General features: G+C 71.8%; 15 protein-coding genes. 8 read left to right on the top strand and 7 right to left on the bottom strand.

What is annotated here, in order from left to right:
- Positions 1 to 13: 13 nt before the first annotated feature.
- From ACFYM2_RS09625 to ACFYM2_RS09645, 5 genes are all read right to left on the bottom strand, one after another.
- Positions 14 to 1,126 carry a polyprenyl synthetase family protein gene (locus tag ACFYM2_RS09625; protein ID WP_388834776.1) on the bottom strand — a complete coding sequence of 371 codons (1,113 nt, stop codon included), beginning with the start codon at positions 1,124 to 1,126 and terminating at the stop codon, positions 14 to 16.
- 58 nt (positions 1,127 to 1,184) lie between these two features.
- On the bottom strand, positions 1,185 to 2,264 hold the full coding sequence (locus tag ACFYM2_RS09630; protein WP_388835122.1) for a tetratricopeptide repeat protein: 1,080 nt from the start codon (positions 2,262 to 2,264) through the stop codon (positions 1,185 to 1,187).
- Between the two features lie 210 nt (positions 2,265 to 2,474).
- Positions 2,475 to 2,918, bottom strand: a complete 444-nt coding sequence (locus ACFYM2_RS09635) for a hypothetical protein (protein WP_359005360.1) — start codon at positions 2,916 to 2,918, stop codon at positions 2,475 to 2,477.
- 91 nt (positions 2,919 to 3,009) lie between these two features.
- Positions 3,010 to 4,002, bottom strand: a complete 993-nt coding sequence (locus ACFYM2_RS09640) for a zinc-binding dehydrogenase (RefSeq protein WP_388834779.1) — start codon at positions 4,000 to 4,002, stop codon at positions 3,010 to 3,012.
- A gap of 154 nt (positions 4,003 to 4,156) precedes the next feature.
- The gene (locus tag ACFYM2_RS09645; protein ID WP_388834782.1) at positions 4,157 to 7,312 is read right to left on the bottom strand and encodes a GH92 family glycosyl hydrolase; all 3,156 of its coding nucleotides are present in this window, start codon (positions 7,310 to 7,312) and stop codon (positions 4,157 to 4,159) included.
- A gap of 424 nt (positions 7,313 to 7,736) precedes the next feature.
- Between ACFYM2_RS09645 and ACFYM2_RS09650 the strand changes: the two genes are divergently transcribed.
- A complete protein-coding gene (locus ACFYM2_RS09650) occupies positions 7,737 to 8,783 on the top strand; it encodes a LacI family DNA-binding transcriptional regulator (protein WP_388834786.1) in 1,047 nt (348 codons plus the stop codon).
- Here the strand turns inward: ACFYM2_RS09650 and ACFYM2_RS09655 are convergent.
- Positions 8,745 to 10,655 (bottom strand): Imm49 family immunity protein, encoded by a 1,911-nt coding sequence (locus ACFYM2_RS09655; protein ID WP_388834789.1) that lies wholly within the window; start codon positions 10,653 to 10,655, stop codon positions 8,745 to 8,747. The two genes, ACFYM2_RS09650 and ACFYM2_RS09655, sit on opposite strands and share 39 nt — an antisense overlap.
- Positions 10,656 to 10,964: 309 nt before the next feature.
- Here ACFYM2_RS09655 and ACFYM2_RS09660 point away from each other — a divergent pair, with 309 nt between their 5' ends.
- The 7 genes from ACFYM2_RS09660 to ACFYM2_RS09690 all read left to right on the top strand — a co-directional run bounded on the left by ACFYM2_RS09660 (position 10,965) and on the right by ACFYM2_RS09690 (position 18,214).
- Positions 10,965 to 13,067: a D-alanyl-D-alanine carboxypeptidase gene (locus tag ACFYM2_RS09660; protein ID WP_388834792.1), complete on the top strand. Its 2,103-nt coding sequence runs from the start codon at positions 10,965 to 10,967 to the stop codon at positions 13,065 to 13,067.
- A gap of 90 nt (positions 13,068 to 13,157) precedes the next feature.
- Positions 13,158 to 13,724: a DUF2165 domain-containing protein gene (locus ACFYM2_RS09665; RefSeq protein WP_388834795.1), complete on the top strand. Its 567-nt coding sequence runs from the start codon at positions 13,158 to 13,160 to the stop codon at positions 13,722 to 13,724.
- A 506-nt stretch (positions 13,725 to 14,230) separates the two neighbouring features.
- Positions 14,231 to 14,707 (top strand): hypothetical protein, encoded by a 477-nt coding sequence (locus ACFYM2_RS09670; RefSeq protein WP_350234425.1) that lies wholly within the window; start codon positions 14,231 to 14,233, stop codon positions 14,705 to 14,707.
- An 80-nt stretch (positions 14,708 to 14,787) separates the two neighbouring features.
- The gene (locus tag ACFYM2_RS09675; RefSeq protein ID WP_388835125.1) at positions 14,788 to 15,414 is read left to right on the top strand and encodes a toxin; all 627 of its coding nucleotides are present in this window, start codon (positions 14,788 to 14,790) and stop codon (positions 15,412 to 15,414) included.
- A gap of 101 nt (positions 15,415 to 15,515) precedes the next feature.
- Positions 15,516 to 16,763 carry an MAB_1171c family putative transporter gene (locus ACFYM2_RS09680; RefSeq protein ID WP_388834798.1) on the top strand — a complete coding sequence of 416 codons (1,248 nt, stop codon included), beginning with the start codon at positions 15,516 to 15,518 and terminating at the stop codon, positions 16,761 to 16,763.
- Positions 16,760 to 17,359 (top strand): hypothetical protein, encoded by a 600-nt coding sequence (locus tag ACFYM2_RS09685; protein WP_388834801.1) that lies wholly within the window; start codon positions 16,760 to 16,762, stop codon positions 17,357 to 17,359. Before ACFYM2_RS09680 ends, ACFYM2_RS09685 begins: the two co-directional genes overlap by 4 nt.
- A gap of 246 nt (positions 17,360 to 17,605) precedes the next feature.
- Positions 17,606 to 18,214, top strand: a complete 609-nt coding sequence (locus tag ACFYM2_RS09690; RefSeq protein WP_359008928.1) for a histidine phosphatase family protein — start codon at positions 17,606 to 17,608, stop codon at positions 18,212 to 18,214.
- Positions 18,215 to 18,323: 109 nt separating this feature from the next.
- On the opposite strand, the gene ACFYM2_RS09695 is transcribed toward ACFYM2_RS09690, so the two are convergent.
- On the bottom strand, positions 18,324 to 19,133 hold the full coding sequence (locus ACFYM2_RS09695; RefSeq protein WP_388834804.1) for a RimK family alpha-L-glutamate ligase: 810 nt from the start codon (positions 19,131 to 19,133) through the stop codon (positions 18,324 to 18,326).
- Between the last annotated feature and the right edge of the window lie 150 nt (positions 19,134 to 19,283).

Genomic DNA, 19,283 nt, shown 5'->3' on the forward strand with positions numbered 1-19,283 from the left:
TCGGCGCGCGGGGTCACACCCGGCGGTCGAGGAAGAGCTGCGACAGGGCGAGGAGTTCGTCCACGGCGGCCGCCGCGAGCGGCACGGCCCGCAGATGCTCGCGCGCCGCGGCCACCCTGGCGCGGGCCTCGCGCAGGGCGTACGCCCGGCCGCCCGACTTCTCGACGAGGTCGGCGACCTGGCGCAGACACGCGTCGTCGGCCAAGTCGCCCTCGTCGATGAGCCGTTCGAGGCGGGCGCCGAACGCGGGGTCCATGGTCATCGCCCCGAGGAGGGGCAGTGTCTTCTTCGCGCGCCGCAGGTCGCTGTGGACGGGCTTGCCGGTGACGGACGGCTCGCCCCAGATCCCCAGCACGTCGTCGATGGCCTGGAAGGCGAGGCCCCACTGCCGTCCGGCCCGGGTGAGCGCCGCCGTGAGCGGGGACGGCGCGCCCGCGAGGACAGGACCGAGCGCCGTGGCGCAGCCGAGCAGCGCGCCCGTCTTGCGGTCCGCCATGGCCCGGTACTCCCCCAGACCCACGGCGTTCGGCCCGGTCCACGGCCGCGTCTCGAACGCCTCGTCGTCGGCCTGCCCGTGCACCAACTCCTCCAGCATGGCGGTGAGTTGACGGACGGCTTCTGCGCCGCGCGCGCCGCCGACCTCGGCCAGCGTACGGACCCCGAGGGCGAACAGCGCGTCCCCTGCAAGCAGTGCGGGTCCCGTGCCGAAGGCCTTCCAGGCGCTGTCGCGGTTTCGTCTGCGGCCGTCTCCGTCCATGATGTCGTCGTGCATCAGGGAGAAGGTGTGGATCAGTTCGATCGCCACCGCCCCCGGGACCGCCACCTCCGCGCGTGCGCCCACCGCCTCCGCCGCGAGGACCACGAGCGCCGGCCTGACTCCCTTGCCCCCGCCCCCGCCCCCGGCGCTGGGCGTGCCGTCCGGCTCGCACCATCCGAACGCGTGCGAGGCGATGCGGCACGGGACGGGGTGCAGTCCGCGCACGGCCTTGCGCAGCGCCGGCTCGACCAGGTCACGGCAGCGGGCGAGGCTCGCCGCGGCTCCTGGCGCGACGGGGCGGTGCGGGGCGTCCGGTCCCGATGGCGCGGCGCGGGGCGTGCCGGTGTGCGGAGCGGTCTGCCTCGCCATGGGTCCTGCTCCTGTCGTGGGCGGTGCGAAGGGGGCCGAGGACATCGCGCGGGCCACCTCAGCGGGTGACGGCGACATCGGCGGCGGCACGGGGTTCTGCGGGACCGGCGTCCGCGTCGGTGATTCCCAGCTCGGCGCGAGCCTGGTCGATCATGTCGCCGCCGCGCAGCAGCCCGATGGCGGCGAACGCCCGCTCCAGCTCGTCGAGTTCGGCCGCCGTGCGTTGCCTCTCCCACCCCTGACGGGCCCGCGCCTTCACCAGGCCGAGCCGGGCCAGCGCCTCCCCGCGCGGTTCACCCATCGCGCGGAACTCCTCCAGCGCCTCGCTGTAGCACTCCTCCGCCTCGGCGTGGCGCCCCGCGCGGAACAGCACGTTGCCCCGCATCTTGTGGTTGTACGCCAGCGCGCTGACCAGCTGGATCGCCCGGCACAGGTTCTCCGCCTCGGTCAGCAGCTCCAGCGCCCGCTCCGAGTCGCCCTGCGCGGAGCGCACATCGGCGATCCCGCGCAGCGCCCAGGCCCGGCCCCGGTCGTCCCCGGCCTCCCCGGCTATGTGCGCCGCCTCCTCGAACAGGGCGAGCGCGCGGTCGAAGGATCCGGTGTTGCGGTGCATCTGCGCGATGCCTTCGAGTGCCCACACCGTGTGCCTGGCCTCGCCGCGCCGCCGCGCCTCGGCGAGCAGCTGCTCATGGAGGCGGCCGACGGCCTCGTAGTCGCCCTGGATGCGTCCGGTCTCGGCGAGGCCCGCGAGACAGTAGCCGCGCGCCACGATGTCGTCGCCCCGCTCGGCGAGTTCGGCGGCCCGGGCCAGCAGGCGCCTGGCCAGGGCGAGCTGTCCACGCTGGCGCGCCAGGGTGCCACCGCTCCACATCGCCCAGGCCATCGCGCCCTCGTCGCCGGCGTCACGGGCCGCGCGGTAGCTGTCCTTCCACGCCTGCTCGGCCTCCTCGACCAGGCCCAGCCGCCGGCTCGCCTCGGCGACGGCGAGCCCGGCGTGCGCCAACTCCACGCCGCTGCCGCCGGCTTCGGCGCGCCGCCGCTCCTCGACCGCCTTGGCCAGCACCTCCGCCAGTGAGGTGTTGACCGACAGCTCCCCCAAGGTCCCCCGGTACTCCGGGGCGAACGCCTTGCCGTACATGGTTGCCTCGCTTCGGATCATGGCGCGGAGCGCGGCGCTCCGCCCTTGATCAAGAAGCTATGAGACGAACAGGTGGTGACGAGTCCGCCTCGAAGCCCGTGTGCCGTACATCTGAAGTCTGACGCCGGCCCGGCCCGTCAGCCCCAAGCGCTACTCCACGGTGCGGACGGGCGGCGGCACGGACACACGGGCACGGACGCACGGGGCCGGTCAGCCCGCGACGGGCTTTCTGACGCCCTTGTTGCTGTCGCAGACGAGGCCTCTGATCCCCGCGGATCCCTTGGGCTTGGCCGCGACCTGTCCATCCCGGCAGTCACCGTCGTCGGCCGCGTCACGGCAGCCCTGGAGCCAGCGCTCCGGGGAGGCGGCGGCCTTGGGCCCGCCCTGCTCATGGCGCCACTGCTCGCACCCACCGCTCTTGAGGAAGCCCTGCGTCTTCCCGGTGGGATCCGCCTTCATCCCGGCCAGGGCCACCACGTATCCGCCCTCGTAGGCGACGTCGTCGTGGAACAGGGGCTTGTCGTTGAAGGCCGACACGGCGACGGCTCCGATCCCGAGACAGACGGCGAGGCCGACCGCGAGGGCTATCAGGAGGTTCCGGCGGGAGGGACCTTGGTGGGAGATGTACTGGGGTGTCTGACCAAGAAGAACCATATGGATCACTCTGGCACACCCCGGCGCACCCCTTTCTGAGGGCCCCTGCATCGACGATTCGTCATGGGGCCCTCGCCGCGCGGGACTTCGCTCAGACGGCCCCCGCCCCCACCCGCAGGTCGGCGCGCGGCCGGGTGTAGAGGCGGCCCCGGACCTCGCCCCGGGCCAACCGGTCCATCGCCGCCGGGAGTTCGGCGAACGGAACCTCCTGCACCGCCGGCTTCAGCGCCCCGCGCGCGATGAGCTCGTACACCTCCCGCAGCTCCTCCTTGCTCGCGCCGAGCGAGCCGATCAGCTGGACGTTGCGCATCACCAGGGACGCGACGGGTATGGAGGCGACGGCGCCGCCGAGACCGACCAGCACCACACGTCCTCCGGGGCGCACGCTCTCCACGGCGGGGCCCGTCGTGGTGGGGGCGCCGACGAAGTCCACGATCACATCGGGGCGTTCGGCCATGAGCTCCCGGGTGTCCTGGAAGCACGCGGTGGCGCCGGCCTCGAGCGCCGGGCCGTGGGCGGCGGGGTTGATGTCGACCCCGTACACCGTCGCCCCGAGCAGCTGGGCGATCCGTACGCCGTTCAGGCCGAGGCCGCCCAGGCCCACGACACCCACCGTGGCGCCCTGACGCACCGAACCGGCGGCGCGCACGGCGTGGTAGGCGGTGGCCACCGAGTCGGTGGCGACGGCGGCCTCGGCGAAGGTCACGCCGTCGGGGATGCGCACCAGCGTGGACACATGGGCCAGTTCCCGCTCGGCGAACGCTCCGTCGTGTCCCACCCCGGGTGCGAAGCGGGCCTCCTCGACGGGGTGGGTGACCAGGGCGATCCCGACCCGGTCGCCCACCGCGAAGTCCTCCACCCCTTCTCCGACCGAGGAGATCACTCCCGCTCCCTCATGGCCGAGGGTGACCGGCGACTTCACGGTGAGGTCGCCCAGGTCCATGCCGCTCATGATGTGCAGGTCCGAGTGGCACAGGCCGGCGGCCTCGATGTCGACCACCACCCAGCCGGGACCGGGCTCCGGGTCGGGAACCGTCTCCAGGCTGAGTGGCCGTCCCGCGCCCGCGAACCGTATGGCCTTCATCGTGCATCCCCACCTTTGCCCCTGCGTCGCACAGGTGTTCCCTGTTCTGCCGGTTGAATGCCCAAGCTGCGAGCGCTTCATGCACGTCAAAGGAGGCGGCGCCCCTCCCGCACCGCGGGCGCGGGGGAGGCGCCGCCGGGCGGCTCGCCACCGCTCAGGTGCCGTTCACCTCCAGCTCGTATATGCGGGCGGCGGCGTCGCCGTTCTGGGTCGGGGTGAGCACGGTCAGACGCGCGTAGCGGGCCGAACCGGTCACGGTGGTGGTCGTGGAGTCGGCGGTGTTGCCCCGGACCTGGGCCACCGTGGTCCAGGCGCTGCCGTCCGGGGACACACTCAGATCGAAGTCCTTGGTGTCCCAGGCCGCACTTTCGCCCCCGGCCCCCGCGTGGCGCACCGTGATCGAGGTCAGGGGATGGGACGCGCCGAGATCGACCTGGAGGGTCTTGTCGCCCGGGGCCTTGGAACACCACTTGTCGCCGGTCCCGCCGGTGACGCTGCCGTTGACCGCCTTGTCGGGCGTCTCCGTGGCGTTGCAGGACGCGGAGCCCGTCGCCGGCTGCCCGATCGCGAGGTCCCGGCCGCCACCGCTCGGCCCGTAGACCCCCAGCTCATAGACGCGCGCCGCGTCACTCCCACCGCCGCCGGTGTTGGCTGGGGCGCTGATCATCAGGCGTACGTAGCGGGCCGGCCGGGCCGCCACGGGATAGTAGGTGCGGCTCGCGCGCGAGCCGGTGATGGTGGCCGCGGTGGTCCAGGAGGCGCCGTCGGCGCTGGTCTGGATCTGGAAGGCGCCGGTGTTCCAGCCGGTGTTCTCGCCGCCGAGTCCGGCGTGCTCGACCACGAACGAGGACACATTGCGGACGGATCCGAGGTCGACCTGGAGCGAGGGGTTCGCCGAGGCCGAGCACCACTTGCTGTTGTTGGCGAGCGAACCGTCCACGGCCTTGTCCGCCGACTCCGACGGCGTGCAGGGCGCCGATCCGGTCGCCGCCTTGCCGAGGGCGAGGTCGGGGCCGAGGTCCGGTGCGGCGGGAACGGGGGCCGCGCCGTCCTGGAAGGACGGGGGCGCGTCGGACGCGCCGGTGCCCCAGGTGGCGCTGGGCGCCGCGCCCATGGTGTAGGCCAGCGTCGCGCCGCCCGCGACATCGGCGTAGCGCAGGTAACTGTGGCTGGTGGACGCGCTGTTGACCGTTAGCCCCTGGACGTAGGGACCGGACCCGGAGGTGGTGATGGTGATGTCACCGGCCGCCCGCTGGATCAGGACGGAGGGGAACTGCGGGCCGTGCAGCGCGAGCGTGTCCGCGCCGGGGGTCGCCGGGTACATGCCGAGCGCGGCCCACACATACCAGGCGGACGTGGCACCGAGGTCGTCGTTGCCGGGCAGTCCGCCCGCTCCGGTGGTGAAGGACTCGCTCATCACCTTGCGCACCGCGTCCGTGGCGCCGGCGGGACGGCCCGCGAAGTCGTAGGCCCACGGGACGCCGTGCTCGGGCTCGTTCCCTATGTAGTAGTAGGGCCTGCTCTGGCCGGCGTTGACCTCGGTGAAGTGGTGGTCGAGGCGCTGTACGGCGGTCGGCGCGCCACCCATGGAGTTGATCAGGCCGGCGAAGTCGTAGGGGACCATCCAGGTGTACTGGGAGGCGTTGCCCTCCGTGAAGGTGGCCTGGCTCGCCGGGTCGAGCGGCCAGCTCCACGAGCCGTCGCTCCCCCGCTGCTGCACATAGGAGGACTCGGGGTTGAAGGTGTTGCGCCACCACTGGGCGCGGGTCATGTGGGTGGTGTAGCTCGCGGTGTCCCCGAGCGCCTTGGCGAACTGGGCGACCGCGAAGTCGGACGCGGAGTACTCCAGGGAGTCGGAGGGGTCGTCGAGGTAGTGCAGGCTCGTGTAGGTGGACTGGCGTCCCCGTATCGGGTCGCCCTGCGCGGTGCCGCCGTTGGACGACTTCTCCATCAGGGCGAGCGCCGCGGCGGTGTCGAAGTCGCGCGCTCCGAAGGCGTACATGCTGCTGACGATGATCGGTCCGGGGTCGCCCGTCATGACGAAGTCCTCGTTGGTCTGCTGCGACCACTTGGGCAGGAGCCCGCCCTGCTGCCCGTCAAGGACCATCGACTTGGCGATGTCGCCGGCCTCGGTGGGCGCCATGAGGGCGATCAGCGCCGCCCAGGAGCGGTAGATGTCCCAGCCGGAGTAGTTCTGGTAGACCGGTCTGGCCGAGGTGTGCACGGCGTTGTCGAAGCCCCGGTAGTCGCCGTTGACGTCACTGGAGATGTTGGGGCTCTGGAGGACGTGGTAGAGGGCGGTGTAGAACTTCTGCCGGTCGGTGGCGCTGCCGCCGCTCACTTGGAGCCGGTTGAGCATCCGGTTCCAGGAGTCGTCGGCCGCGCCGCGCACCGCGCCGAAGTCCCAGCCGTTGTTCTCGGCGGTCAGGTTGGCCTGTGCGCCGGCGACGCCGACATAGGACAGGCCGACCTTGAACTGGACCGTGGCGTTGGTGGTCGTGTCGAAGGTGACGTAGGCGCCGGTGTTGTTCCCGGACGCGGTGGCTGAGCCGTCGCTCACCGTGTCGCCCGACCAGGTTCCAAAGCCGGTCGGCGCACGGTCGAAGCGGAGGTCGAAGTAGATCTGGTACGTCTTGGACGAGCCGCAGAATCCGCCCGCCGTCACGCTTCCGGTCAGCTCGCTGCCGTTGACGCGCACGGTCCCGGCCCGGTTGCCGGTGGCGCTGCGGCCCGTGTCGATCAGCAGCCGGGACGTGGTCGAGGCCGGATAGGTCAGCTTGCCCATGGCGGTGCGCGTGGTGGCGGAGAGCTCCACGTCGGTGGCGTACCGGTCGAGACGGGTCTTGTAGTAGCCGGGCTTGGCGACCTCGTTGGCCTTGGTGTACCCGGAGGCGTAACTCGTCCAGTGGGTGCCGGGCGAGGCGCCGAGCGCGCCGGTGACCGGCAGCAGCGGCAGGTCCTCGTTGTTGGGGCAGCCGGCGCCGTCGAAGTGGGTGAGGCTGAAGTCCTCGACGGAGGTGTCCTTGTAGCGGTAGCCGGAGGGCGAGGCCGTGGGGGTGTCGGGGCCGAATTGCACCCCGCCGAAGGGCACCACGGCCCCGGGATAGGTGCTGCCGCCGGCGCCGCCGGGCACGGGGTTGGGGGCGTTGCTGTCGTCGGTGCCGATGAACGGGTCGACGTACTGGGTCAGCGCGAGCGTTCCCGCGTGGGCGGGGGCGGTGGCGAGACCGACGACGCCGAGGGCGCAGAGGGCGAGCGCGCTGAGGGCGCTGAGGCATCTGGAGCGGGCGGAGGATTGGGGGAAGGGCACGCAGCGGAGCACGAGGGGGGACCACCTTCTCGCAAAGGACCGCTCGTCGTCCGGCGGGCGGCCTCGGGACGGGGGATGCTCGGTGGGCATGTGAACGTTACCAATCAACTCAGGATTGTTGAGGTGTCCCTGACCACCCGTCAAGGGAGAGGGATGAATTCGCGCCCACGCTCACCGCCGATCTCCGGGATCCTTTCCGCCGTGCCGCAATCGCCGCTCGCTGGACGGACTTTGACGACCAGTCAGACGGAAGGGTCGTTCAAGCCCGCGCGATGGGAACGTTACCAAGTCACAAGGTGGTTTCCGGCTCCTGAAACCCGGCCGTCCCGGGCGCACCTCGGCCCGCCTGACGTGGTGCGCCGTCTGCCATCATCGTCCCGTCGCCGTGCCGGCAGCGGGCACGGACCGGTCGATGAGGAGGCTCGTGAAGCGCCCGACGATGAAGGACGTGGCCCGCGCGGCGGGCGTGAGCCCCATGACCGTCTCGCGCGCGGTCTCGGGCGAGCCGGGGGTCTCGCCGGACACCGCGGCCCGAGTCGAGCAGGCCGTACGGCAGTTGGGCTACCAGCGCAACGACAACGCCCGCAATCTGCGGCAGAAGAGTCCCCGCACGTCCACCATCGGGCTCGTCGTGGACGATCTGGCCAACCCGTTCTACGCGCTCATGGCCCGCTCCGTCGAGGACGAGGCCCACCGGCGCGGCTTCCTCGTGCTGGTCGGCAGCACCAACGACGAACCCGGCAGGGAACGCGAGGTCATAGCCGCCTTCACCGCCCGTCAGGTGGACGGCCTGATCCTGGTCCCGACCAATGGGGGTCACGGCTTCCTCAGACAGCCGATGGCGGGCGGCACCTGTGTCGTCTGCGTGGACCGGCCCGCCAAGGGGCTGGCCGTCGACACCGTGACCGTCGACAACCGCGCGGGCGCGGAGCGGGCGGTGGGCCATCTGCTCGGCCAGGGACACAACCGCGTCGCCTATCTCGGCGACCGGTTCGACATCTGGACCCAGCGGGAACGGCACGCCGGCTATCTCGACGCGCTCTCCTCCCACGGCATACCCGAGGACGCCGCGCTGGTACGCCACGGACTGCGGTCCCAGTCCGACGCCGGGGCCGCCCTCGCCGAACTGCGGGCGCTGCCCTCGCCCCCCACGGCGCTCTTCACCACCAACGACCTGATCACCATGGGCGTGATGGACGGACTCGGCGGCCCCGACCCCGTGGCCCTGGTCGGGTTCGACGACTTTCCCCTGGCGGACCGGCTGAGCCCGCCGCTCAGCGTCGTCAGCCAGGATCCGGTCGCGCTCGGCGCCACCGCCGCCAGCCTCCTCTTCTCCCGCATCGACGGCGACCGCTCCGCACCCCGCTCGGTCGTCCTGCTGACCCGCCTCATCGTGCGGGGCCACCCAAGGCCGGGCGAGCGGCGCCCGGGGCTACCGGAACAACCCCTCGGGCAGATAGGCGGACCGTAGCGGGATGGACCAGCCGATGCGGTGGGCATGGCAGGCGAGCCCCAGCACATCGAGGTTGACGGCGGCCTCCGGATCCTCCCCCCGCTTTCCCACGGCGTAGTGCTCGCGGTGTTCCTCCAGGGCGTCCGCGAGGGCGAGGACGAAACCCTGCCGGTCGCCCTGGACGAGCTGGGACAGCAGGAGTATCGGCGGGGGCAGGAAGGCGGCGCCGGCCGCGCGGGCCAACGACGCCACGGCGCGGTCCGTCGCGGGCTCCGGATCGACGCCGCGCAGATAGTCGTGGAGCGCCGCGCAGTACGCCCCGCCCGGTGACGGCCGCTCCCCCTCGTCGAAGAACTCGGGCTCGATCAGCACGCAGTCGGCCAGCGGCCCGCGCGCCCCGACCACCAGCGCCAAGGCCGTGGCCTGTTGCCACTGGTGCGGATGGGGACGGTAGGAACCGCGCCACGCCGGCAGCGTGCGTGTGGTGCCGCCCACCGAGACCTCCACTTCCGTGCCCGGCTCGGCCCGCGCCACCCGCAGGGCGCCCGCGCCCGCCTCGGCGCCGAGCAGCAGGGCCTCCCTGATCGCGTCCTCCTTCCGACGAGATTCCCACTGGCCCGGCTTGTTCGGCTCGTCCGGGTCGAACGTCGCCCACGCGAGGAAGCGCCGCCGCTGATCCGACATGAGCGAGGTCAGATCCCTGGTGAGTGCCTTCGGATCCTCATCGGGGTCGTGAAAGCGCGCCATCTCCCGCGCGGCGCACACGTCGTACCGCGAAAGATCCGTGGCCCGCGCCGCCAGGGGGTGCGGGGGTCGCTCCACCTCCAACGGGCCCTCGGTGAGCGCGGCCACGGCGTCGGCACGCTTGTCCCTGCCGTACGCCCCCACTCGGGGCCGGGCCGGGGCGAAGCCGGTCACCACGGCTCGGGGCAGATAACCGGATTCGATACCGACGCCCCAGCCCTGCCTGCGGTGGGCCAGCGCCATGAGCGCCATGGCGTCCAGGGGGAGCAGACCGCGCGGCGCGGCGCTTCCACCGGCGGCGCCCATGTCCCCGGCGACACCAGTGCCTTCGGTGACATCAGGGGCTTCGGTGACACCGAGGTCTCCGGTGGCATCCGGGACGCCCCCGGTTCCGGAGCGCGCGCGGACGCGGTGCTGCTCCAACTGCGCCGCAAGGCACCGTACGAAGCTGTTCTCATCCCCCACGGCCAAGGCGCGCAGGGTGGCGAGGGCGGCCCGGTGGCCCGGCAGGTCGTCCCCTTCGCCGAGCGTCGCGACCACCATGTCGATCAGCGCGCACTTCTCGACCTCGCGCACCGGCCCGGGTGTCGGCGCGCCACCCGTCCCTTCCTCATGCGCGAAGACGTACGCCATCAACGCGTGGACGAGGGCGACATCGGCGCGCCCCTCATGGCCGCGCCACGGCACAGCACCCATGGTGAAGATGTCGGCGTTGCGGTCCGACACCTGGGCTAGGACTGCCAGATACAGCCCGTCCAGCCAGGCGCCGGGACGGACATGTCCGTCTTCCTGCTTCCGGGCCCGTGCGTCGCATCTCTCGAACTCGCCGCCGTACGACACGCCCACCCCGGCGTAGTCGATGAACACGTCCACCGGGCGCCCCGGAAACAGCGTCAGTTCAAGGGCGGCCAGGGCCGCGGCGGCAGCGGAGCCCAGCGCCGCATGCGCGTCCTTGCCCTCAAGTGCGGGTGATCGCAGGGACCGCGCGCCCAGATAGTCCAGGAAGGCACCGGCCACCGACCACCAGCCCCGGGCCGGATGTTCGTCGTGCCGCATCCGGCGCACGTCCCTCGCGATCCGCTCCGCGAAGCCGGCCTCCGCGGCGGCCAGCGCCGTCGCGTCGACGTCATGCCGCTCGATCCGCACCTCTGCCTCCCGACGAATCCCCGTTCGACCTTGCCCTGCCAGCATAGGAAGAGGGTCTGACAATGGGCCGCCGCCGGCGGAGCACCGGCGAAGTGCCGGGCACACGAGAACCACCGGGGGCTCTGTCACCATTTGGTCACACGGACGTGCGATCGTGGTGATGCTCGTTCGGCCGCCCAGCGCCACGAAGGGCCCCGGTCGCCTCGTAACGAAGGGACATCGGTCGGCGGCCCCCTTCGTCTGCCGTGGCGGCCCGGACGGCCGACGACACGGGCAAGGGCGAGATCAGCAAGGCGGGCTGCACTGCGTATGAACCAGAAGAACGGCGCGAAGGCGGACGGGGTTTCCGACGCGGAGAGCGTGAAGGACGAGTCGAGCGTGACAGCCGCGTCGGACGTGAAGGACGGGTCGGGCGTGAAGGACGGGTCAGGCGTGACGGACGGGGTGGCCGACGCGACCCAAGCGGCCGTACCCCCATCCACTGCCCCCGCGCACGACGGGGCCCGTGGGCAGGACAGGGACCACGACACCCGCGAGGACGACGGCGCGCGGCGGAGTGACGGTGACACGGAGGCCCCCGGAACGGATTCGTCCGGCACCCCTCCGCAGAGCGAAGGGCCCGTACGGCCCGACGATGAGCCCGCGCCGTCCGATGCCTCCGCGCCCTCCCGCCCCTCCGCGCCGCCCGAACCGGACGCGTCCCCCTCCGAGGCCCCTGCGGCGACCCGGACGCGCGACAAGCCGGAGGACCCTGGGACGCCCAGGACGCCCACCACCCCCACCGCGTCCGCCACTCCTGCCGCCCCCACCGCGTCCACGGCACCCGCCGCGCCGGCCGCTCCCAGGGAGTCGGAGTCCGAGCGGACCAGCGAGTTCGTCGCGCTGAAGCCGGATCTCCCGCGCCCGGTCGCGCCCCGGCCCGTCGCCCCGGCTCCCACGCCGTCACGGGCCGCCAAAACGCATGGTGAGGGTCCGGACGGGTCGGAGCGGACCCGGGAGTTCGGCGCGCCCCCGGTCCAGGGCGACGACCGCACCATGGCGCTGACAGCGCCGCCCGGAGCCACCCCGCCCCCCAGCACGCCCGCGACCGGCGGCCCGGCGGGCGCCCCACCGCCACTCGACCTGCTGGCCCAGCTCACCAACACCCCGCCCAAACCCGAGACACCTGTCCGCACGGTGGCGCGCAGGATCAAGATCTGGGGCACGCTCGCCGTGCTGCTCGCCATCGTCGTCGTGACGGTCCAGGCGTTGCGTCCGCTCCCGGCGCCGACCCTCGAACTCACCGTCCCGGCGAGCCACACCGCGAGCGGCGGCGCACTGTCGTTGCCGTGGCCGACGGAGGGCCAGGCCGTGGTGGACATCGACGGCCTTGGCCGGATGGGCACGTACGGGGAGATGAAGCCGCTCCCCATCGGCAGCGTCGCCAAGGTCATGACCACCTACCTGATCCTGCGGGACCACCCGCTGAAGCCCGGCGACAAGGGCCCGATGATCCCGGTCGACCAGAAGGCGCAGGACGACTACACCACCGGTGTCCCGCAGAGGGAGTCGGTGGTCGAGGTCAAGGCGGGCCAGCAGATCTCCGAACGGGAGGCCCTGCAAGCCGTCATGCTGCCCTCGGCCAACAACGTCGCCCGCCTGCTGGCCCGTTGGGACGCCTCGACGGAGGAGACGTTCATCAAGAAGATGAACGACACCGCCAAGGAATTCGGGATGACCAACACCACGTACACGGACGCGAGCGGTCTCAAGGAATCCACCGTCAGCACCGCGGACGACCAGGTGAAGCTCGCCAAGCGGGCCATGGCCGTCCCGACGTTCCGCGAGATCACGCGGCTGCCCTCGTACACGTCGACCACGACGTCGGGCGGCAGCACCGTCGAGACCGCGAGGACCCAGCGCAACTTCAACTCGCTCGTGCCCCTGTACGGCGTCGTGGGCATCAAGACGGGATCCACGACCAAGGCGGGGGGCAATCTGCTGTTCGCCGCGGAGAAGACGGTCGGCGACAGCAAGCAGTTGATCATCGGCGCCGTGTTCGGCCAGCACAAGCCGAACATCATCGAGACGGCGACCGCCGCGAGCAAGAACCTGATCCTCGCGGCGGGCAACGCGCTCAGGAACGAGACCGTGGTGAAGAAGGGCGAGGTGGTCGGCCGGGTGGACGACGGCCTCGGCGGTACGGTCCCGGTCGTGGCGGCCAAGGACTTGGCGGTCCCCGTCTGGTCCGGCGCCGCCGTCGGGATCAAGCTGACGGACGACGGCAAGAAGCTGCCGCACAGCGCCAAGGCGGGCACGGTAGTGGGCACGCTGACCGTGGGCGGCGGCACCGGTGAGGTGAAGGTGCCGGTCACGCTCAGGGACGCCCTGTCGGAGCCGTCGTTCGGGTCGAAGATCACCCGGCTCGGCTGATCGGGCATGCTGAGGGCCGGGCGCCCGGAACAAGCCGCGCGCCCGGCACGGCAATTCGGCTCGGCGCGTCCGAGGGGAAGGGAGTCCGCGATGGCCTCCAGGTTCAGGTTCGGGGCTCGCGGCGGGAGCGGTGCGCGGCCCGGGCGCGCGGCCGGGCTCCCGGCGCTGCCGCTCGCAGCGGCGCTGCTCACCGCCACGGTGGGGCTCTACATAACACTGGTCGCGTTCGGCAACATCACCGACTTCGACACCAACCGCCAGTTCGTGCGGCACGTCCTGACGATGGACACGACGTTCAAGGACCCGGACCTGATGTGGCGGGCCATCACGTCGCACACGCTCCAGGACATCGCGTACGTCCTGATCATCGCCTGGGAGACCGTGGCGGCGCTGATCCTCATCGTCGCCGTCGTCGCGTGGGCCGCCGGGCTCCGCGGCCGGGCCGGGCTCGGCCGGGCCAGGCGGCTGAGCACCGTGGGGCTGCTGATGGTGCTGCTGCTGTTCGGGGCCGGGTTCATGGCGGTCGGCGGCGAGTGGTTCGCGATGTGGCAGTCGAAGGCCTGGAACGGTCTGGACGCGGCGGCCCGCAACTTCGTGGTGGCGGGCCTGGTCCTCGTACTCGTCCATCTGCCGGGCGCCAACGAGTCGGCGGACTGAGGCAGTTGCCGTCGGCGGAGCGGCGGCCGGCAGGGCGGTCACCCGGCCGCGCGCGGCCAGGGACCGAGCCGAGTACGGCTCGCGTTCGAGCGGATCCGGCCGACTCTTCGCCGGGCCACGTCGCCACACCGCGCAGACAAGGTGCATAATGCATGTGTAGCCCTTCGCGCCTCCCCCGTCGCGAAGGGCTACACCTGTGTGCCATGACTGGCGCACCCTGAGCACAACAAGCGCGCAGGGCACAGCAGTCACTCGAGCAAGGAACTCCCCTCGTGGCTCCTTGTTCGTGTTTTTTCGAGTTAACAGTGACGTAGAGTGTTTCCGCAAGTCCAGTTCTGACCACGGCGGGAGTTGCTCCGGTTTGCCGCCCGGGGGGGTGGCCGACGGCCCGCCCACAAGCCGGGCGCCTGCATCGAGGTCGGTTAAAGTACCAATCCGTTGACCGAATCGAACATCGCGCCTCGTCGGACAGCGCACCAGCGGCGGGCGTGGACGTGGGGACCCTGATGGACAACGGCGAAGAGCGCACTCCCGACTTGAGGACGTTGCGTCAGAAGGTCGAGTACATGGTCGAAAAGACCTTCCCCGGGGAGAAGATCTCCGGCCGGGTCTTCGCCGATCTGGTCAAGGAGCGCGGAGGCTCCCTCTCGCACAGCTACTTCTCCAACATCCTCGCCGGGAAGGTCACCCACCCCTCCGAAGACATCCTGAAGGCGCTCGGACTCGGCTTCGGCGTCGACTGGCGCTTCTTCAAGGACGAGTCCGAAGTGGTCGACGACGTCGTCGCCGGGTTGCAGTTCCTCGCGAAGCGGCGTACCGGGGAGATCAGCGGTTTCGCGGGCCGTGGCATCGACGACGACGGGCTCGACCCGGAGCTGCTTCAGTTCGTCCTCTCCCTCCTCGAGGACAACAAGGACAGCAAGGACAGCGGGTACGGGCGGGACAACGGGCACGAAGCCGCCCCCGGCGGGCAGCCCGGGTAGCCGACTCCGCGTATTCACGATGATTGGCTAGGATCGCAGATCGCTTGTCACACACGCGTGACTACGATCAAGAGGTCTCCATGTCCATGCGCGAGCTGCGCAAAGAGTGCGAAGCCGGACTGGCGGATCTGCCCATCCCGGCCCCGTTCAGCATCCCCGCTCTCGTGGCGAACATGGAAGAGGCCCGCGGCCGCACCATCACCCTGCACGAACTGCCCGACCGGCTGGCCCGCGTGAACGCCGCCTGCGGTCTGCGCCTGAAGTCCGGCGGCACCAGTTTCGTGCTCTACCGACGGCGCCCGACCGCCTACCAGACCCAGCACGTCATCCTGCACGAGCTGTGCCACGAATGGTTCGACCACGGCACGACGCTGAGCGCGACCCAGCTGCGCCGGCTGCTCCCCGTCTTCAACACCTCGCTGATCGACCGCGTGCTGGCCACCGACGAGCCGGCCGGACGGGCGGCGCCGCCCGAGAGCGATCCGGACGAGCTGCCCTCCGAGGTCACCGAGGCGTTCCGCTCGGGCGGCCCCATCCAGGCGCGGGCCCAGTACGACACCCATGACGAGCGGATCGCCGAGTTCGGCGCGTCCCTCATCCCCCGGCTGGCCCGCGACGTGACGAGCGACGACATGGTCGGACGGCTCGCCAACTCCCTGTCGCGCCCCGTGGCCCACCGCCGCCGCGGCTTCTTCCGCCGCTCCTAGCCGACCGGCCCGCCGCACCGCCACACCGCCGCCTCCACCCCGTACGCCCCGTACGCCCCCTCCGCCCCTCCGTCCCCCGCTCGTGACCCCGAGGAATACCCGTGACCGCGCTGGACCTTGCCGGCTACCTCATAGCCGGCCTGATGACCGCCGTCGCCCTGTGGCGGATGCCCGCAGCACTCTGGGGCGACGAGGAGGACAAACGCAGACGTGCCTTGTGGGGCTGTTACGCCGGCTTCGCCGTGGCCCTGTGGACCAAGACGAAGGTCGTACGCACCGGGCTCAACAACAGCCCTGTGGTGGACCTCGCCGTACTGATCAAGCACTACACGGCGACCATCGCGATCCTGGCGATCCTCAGCTACATCGTCGCCATCTACGGCCACTTCCCGAAGGACGGGGTCATCCCCCGGCACGTCCGGTTCGCGCGGCTGATCCAGCAGGTGGCCACCAAGGCGTCCGTCGCCACGCTGATCCTGTTGACCGTGCTCTTCTTCACGGTGGTCGACCGCTCCTACGCCTCGGACCGCTTCGTGTCCGACCACGCCGGGCAGTGGGGCGCCACGCTCTACATGAGCGTGTTCTACCTGTACTTGGGGGCGGCGTCCGCCGTCTGTGCCTACCAGTGGGCGCTCGCCACCGTCGGCGCCGAGGCCCGTCATCTGCGCGTCGGGCTCGGCATGATGACGTTCGCCATGTTCATCGGCGTCGGCTACACCGTGAGCCGCACCCTGTTCCTGTGGGTCAGCGTCATCGACCAGCCGAGCTCGGCCTTCGCCCTCAAGTTCGACGAGGTCACCGAGGCCGCCCAGGTCGTCCTCTTCGCGTTCTTCGCGCTGGGCGCCTCCATCCCCGCCTTCAGCAAGGGCTGGCGACGGGTGCGGCTGTGGCGGGCGCAGGCCAGCCTGCATCCGCTGTGGCGGGAGCTGATGACCGCCTTCCCCGACCAGCCCTTCGAGCCGCCGGCTTCCCTGGCCCGGGAACTGACCCGCTTCGGCACCCCGGCGGACCTGAGGATCGACCGATGGGCCGCCGACATCGCGGACGCCGTCGAGAAACTGCGCCACTACGTGCCGGACAGTCTGCTCCCGGCCGCCAAGCGGGCCGCCTCGCACGACAGCCCGGCGCCCGAGGAGACGGGTCCGCTGGCCGAGGCGTACTGGATCAAGGCGGCGCTTGCCGCCAAGGCCGGCGGCGCCCCGGCCGGCGAGGCCGCCGTCGTCGAGACCAAGCACGCCACCGACCAGGACGGCGAAGTCGCCCGGCTGGTACGGGTGGCCGCCGCCTTCCGGACCGTCAGCGGCGAACGGGCCCGTGGCGTCCTTGACTCCCTGGAGAAGACCGCGTGAGTGAGACCCTGACCGGGGCCGACCACCGTACGACGGCCACGGCCCGCGCCATCACCGACGTCCTGCAACCCCGCAACGTGCTGCTCGTCGGCATGCTCGGCATCGGCCTCGCGGCGGCCGGCGAGTGGAGCGGACTTCTGTGGGGGCTGCTCGGCGCGCTGTGCGCCGGGCTCGTCCCGGCCGGTTACATCGAGTGGGAGCGCAAGCGCGGAACGTGGGGCGACCGGCATGTCGTCGACCGCACCAAGCGCGCCCCGATCTTCTTCTTGATCCTCGGTTCGATCGGGGCCGGCTCGGTCGTGATGGTCCTGGGCCACGCGCCCACCGGCATCCTGGCCGCGATGCTCGCGCTGTGGGTGATGACCATCTTCCTGCTGGCCGTGAACACGGTCTGGAAGATCTCCGTGGACTCCGCCGTCGCCTCGGCGGTCGTCGCGCTGCTCGCCGTGGTGCACTCGCCCTGGTGGCTGGCGGCCTACGCGATCACCTTCGCGGTGTGCTGGTCCCGGGTGGCCCTGGGCTACCACACGGTCATGCAGACCGTCGCGGGCGGCGCGCTCGGCGCGGCCACGGCGGCGGCCTTCCTGTTCCTCTGACGCCGCGTCCGGCCTGGGGCGAGGGCGGACGGGCGCGAGGGCGCGTCGGGCCGGAGCACGGGCGCGGGCGGCGGGCGCAGGCGGCGGGCCGACCGCGCGGGTGTGACGCGTGAGACACACGTGAGGTAGGCAACGCCCGACACGCCCATCCGCCCGGAATGCCGTCGGCCCTCTTAAGGTTGTCCCCGCGTACGGCCGGGGCGATACCGGCTGGGGGAACGCACACGGAGAACGGAACGCACAGCCATGGGTGAGTTGATCCTCGTACGTCACGGGGAGACCGAATGGTCACGGTCGGGACAGCACACGAGCTACACCGACCTGCCGCTCACGGCGCACGGAGAGGAACAGGCCCGCACGGTCGCGCCGCTGCTCGCCGGGCGGCACATCGGCCTCGCCCTGGCCAGCCCGCTCCAACGGGCCCTGCACACCGCCGAGTTGGCCGGATTCAAGGACCCGCGCGTCACGCCGGACCTCCAGGAATGGGACTACGGCGGTGATGAAGGCGTCACCACTGTGGAGATCCACCGCACCCGTCCCGACTGGAACCTCTGGAGCGACGGCGTCGCTCCCGGTCCCGCCGAGCATCCCGGGGAGAGCCCGGCCGAGGTGGGAGCGCGGGCCGACCGGGTCCTCGCCGAGGTCGCGCCCGCCCTGCGCGACGGCGACGAGGACGTCGTCCTGTTCGCCCACTCCCACTTCCTGCGCGTTCTGACCGCCCGCTATCTGGGCCTTCCGGCGTCCGGCGGAGCCCTGTTCGTACTCGACACCGGGGCGATGTCCCGGCTCGGACGCGAGCACGAACGCCCCGTGATCACCGCCTGGAACACCGTGGCGCAGCCCACCGCGCACTGACGCGCGCCCTGCCCGCCGGCCCGCCAGCACCGATGGGGCCGCGCGCGGCGGCGGGGCGAAACGGCCGCGCGGCCGCGCAGTAAGCGGCGGCGTGGCGCGCGGCGGTCCGTCAGACCGCCGCGACCGCTTTCCGGGCCCTGCGCAGCGCCAGCGCCGCCAGGGCCTCGGGGGCGCCTGCCTGCCCCCGGATGCCAGGAAACGCGTTGATGTCCACGATCAGCGGCGTGCCGTCTCCGGTGTCTATGACATCGACCCCGTAGACGTCGAGCTCGAAGACCTCACCCACCCTCACGGCCAACTCGACCCAGCCGCGCGGCAGTTCACCGGGAGCGAGTGGGAGCGTGGGCCCCCGGCCCTCGGGGGCGAGCTCGGAGCGGCGCAGCGCCGAGAAGACCGTGCCGCCGATCACCCACAATTTGTGGTCATAGCCGTTGTTCTCCGCGAACCGCTGCGCCACGACGGGCTCGTCCCCCCAAGTGCCGGCCAGCTCGGCCAGCCGCGCCCGGCTGTCGACGCGTGCCACGAGGTCGTGCCGGCGGCTGTGCCGGCTCTTCACCACCAACGGGGGCATCGGTCTTCCGGCGGCCGCGAGGTCGGTGAGCGAGTCGAAGGTATGGGTCGGCGAGAACGGCAGACCGGCCTGCCCCGCCCGCTCGGCCATGAACGTACGGTCCTGACACAGCTCGGTCGCCCGGGCCGAATTGACCACCTCGGCCCCACGTGACTCCAGCGCCCGGGCCAGCGCGAGCGCCCGAGGTGTACGCGACTTCAGCAGGTACACGTCCGCGAGCGGCCCCAGAACGTCGAGCTCGGCCGTCTCCGGATGGAGCGCCACCACCCGGTGCTCCCCCTTGAGCAGCGCCGTGGTCGCGGCGAGCAACGGATGATCCGGCTCCGGCGTGATGAGCCCGACCGTCACGGCGGCCCGCGCCGACCGCCGCCCGGCCCTCGTCGCGCTACCGTCCTGCTCCCGCCGCCCCGACGTCGCACCGCGGCTGCCCCGCAGTGGACCCGTCACATCCTGATCGGCCCCCTGCGGCCCGACCGTCGCAGCGGCCCGCGCCTCCCG

The sequence above is a fragment of the Streptomyces sp. NPDC006711 genome, assembly GCF_042869775.1.
Classification (GTDB): Bacteria; Actinomycetota; Actinomycetes; order Streptomycetales; family Streptomycetaceae; genus Streptomyces.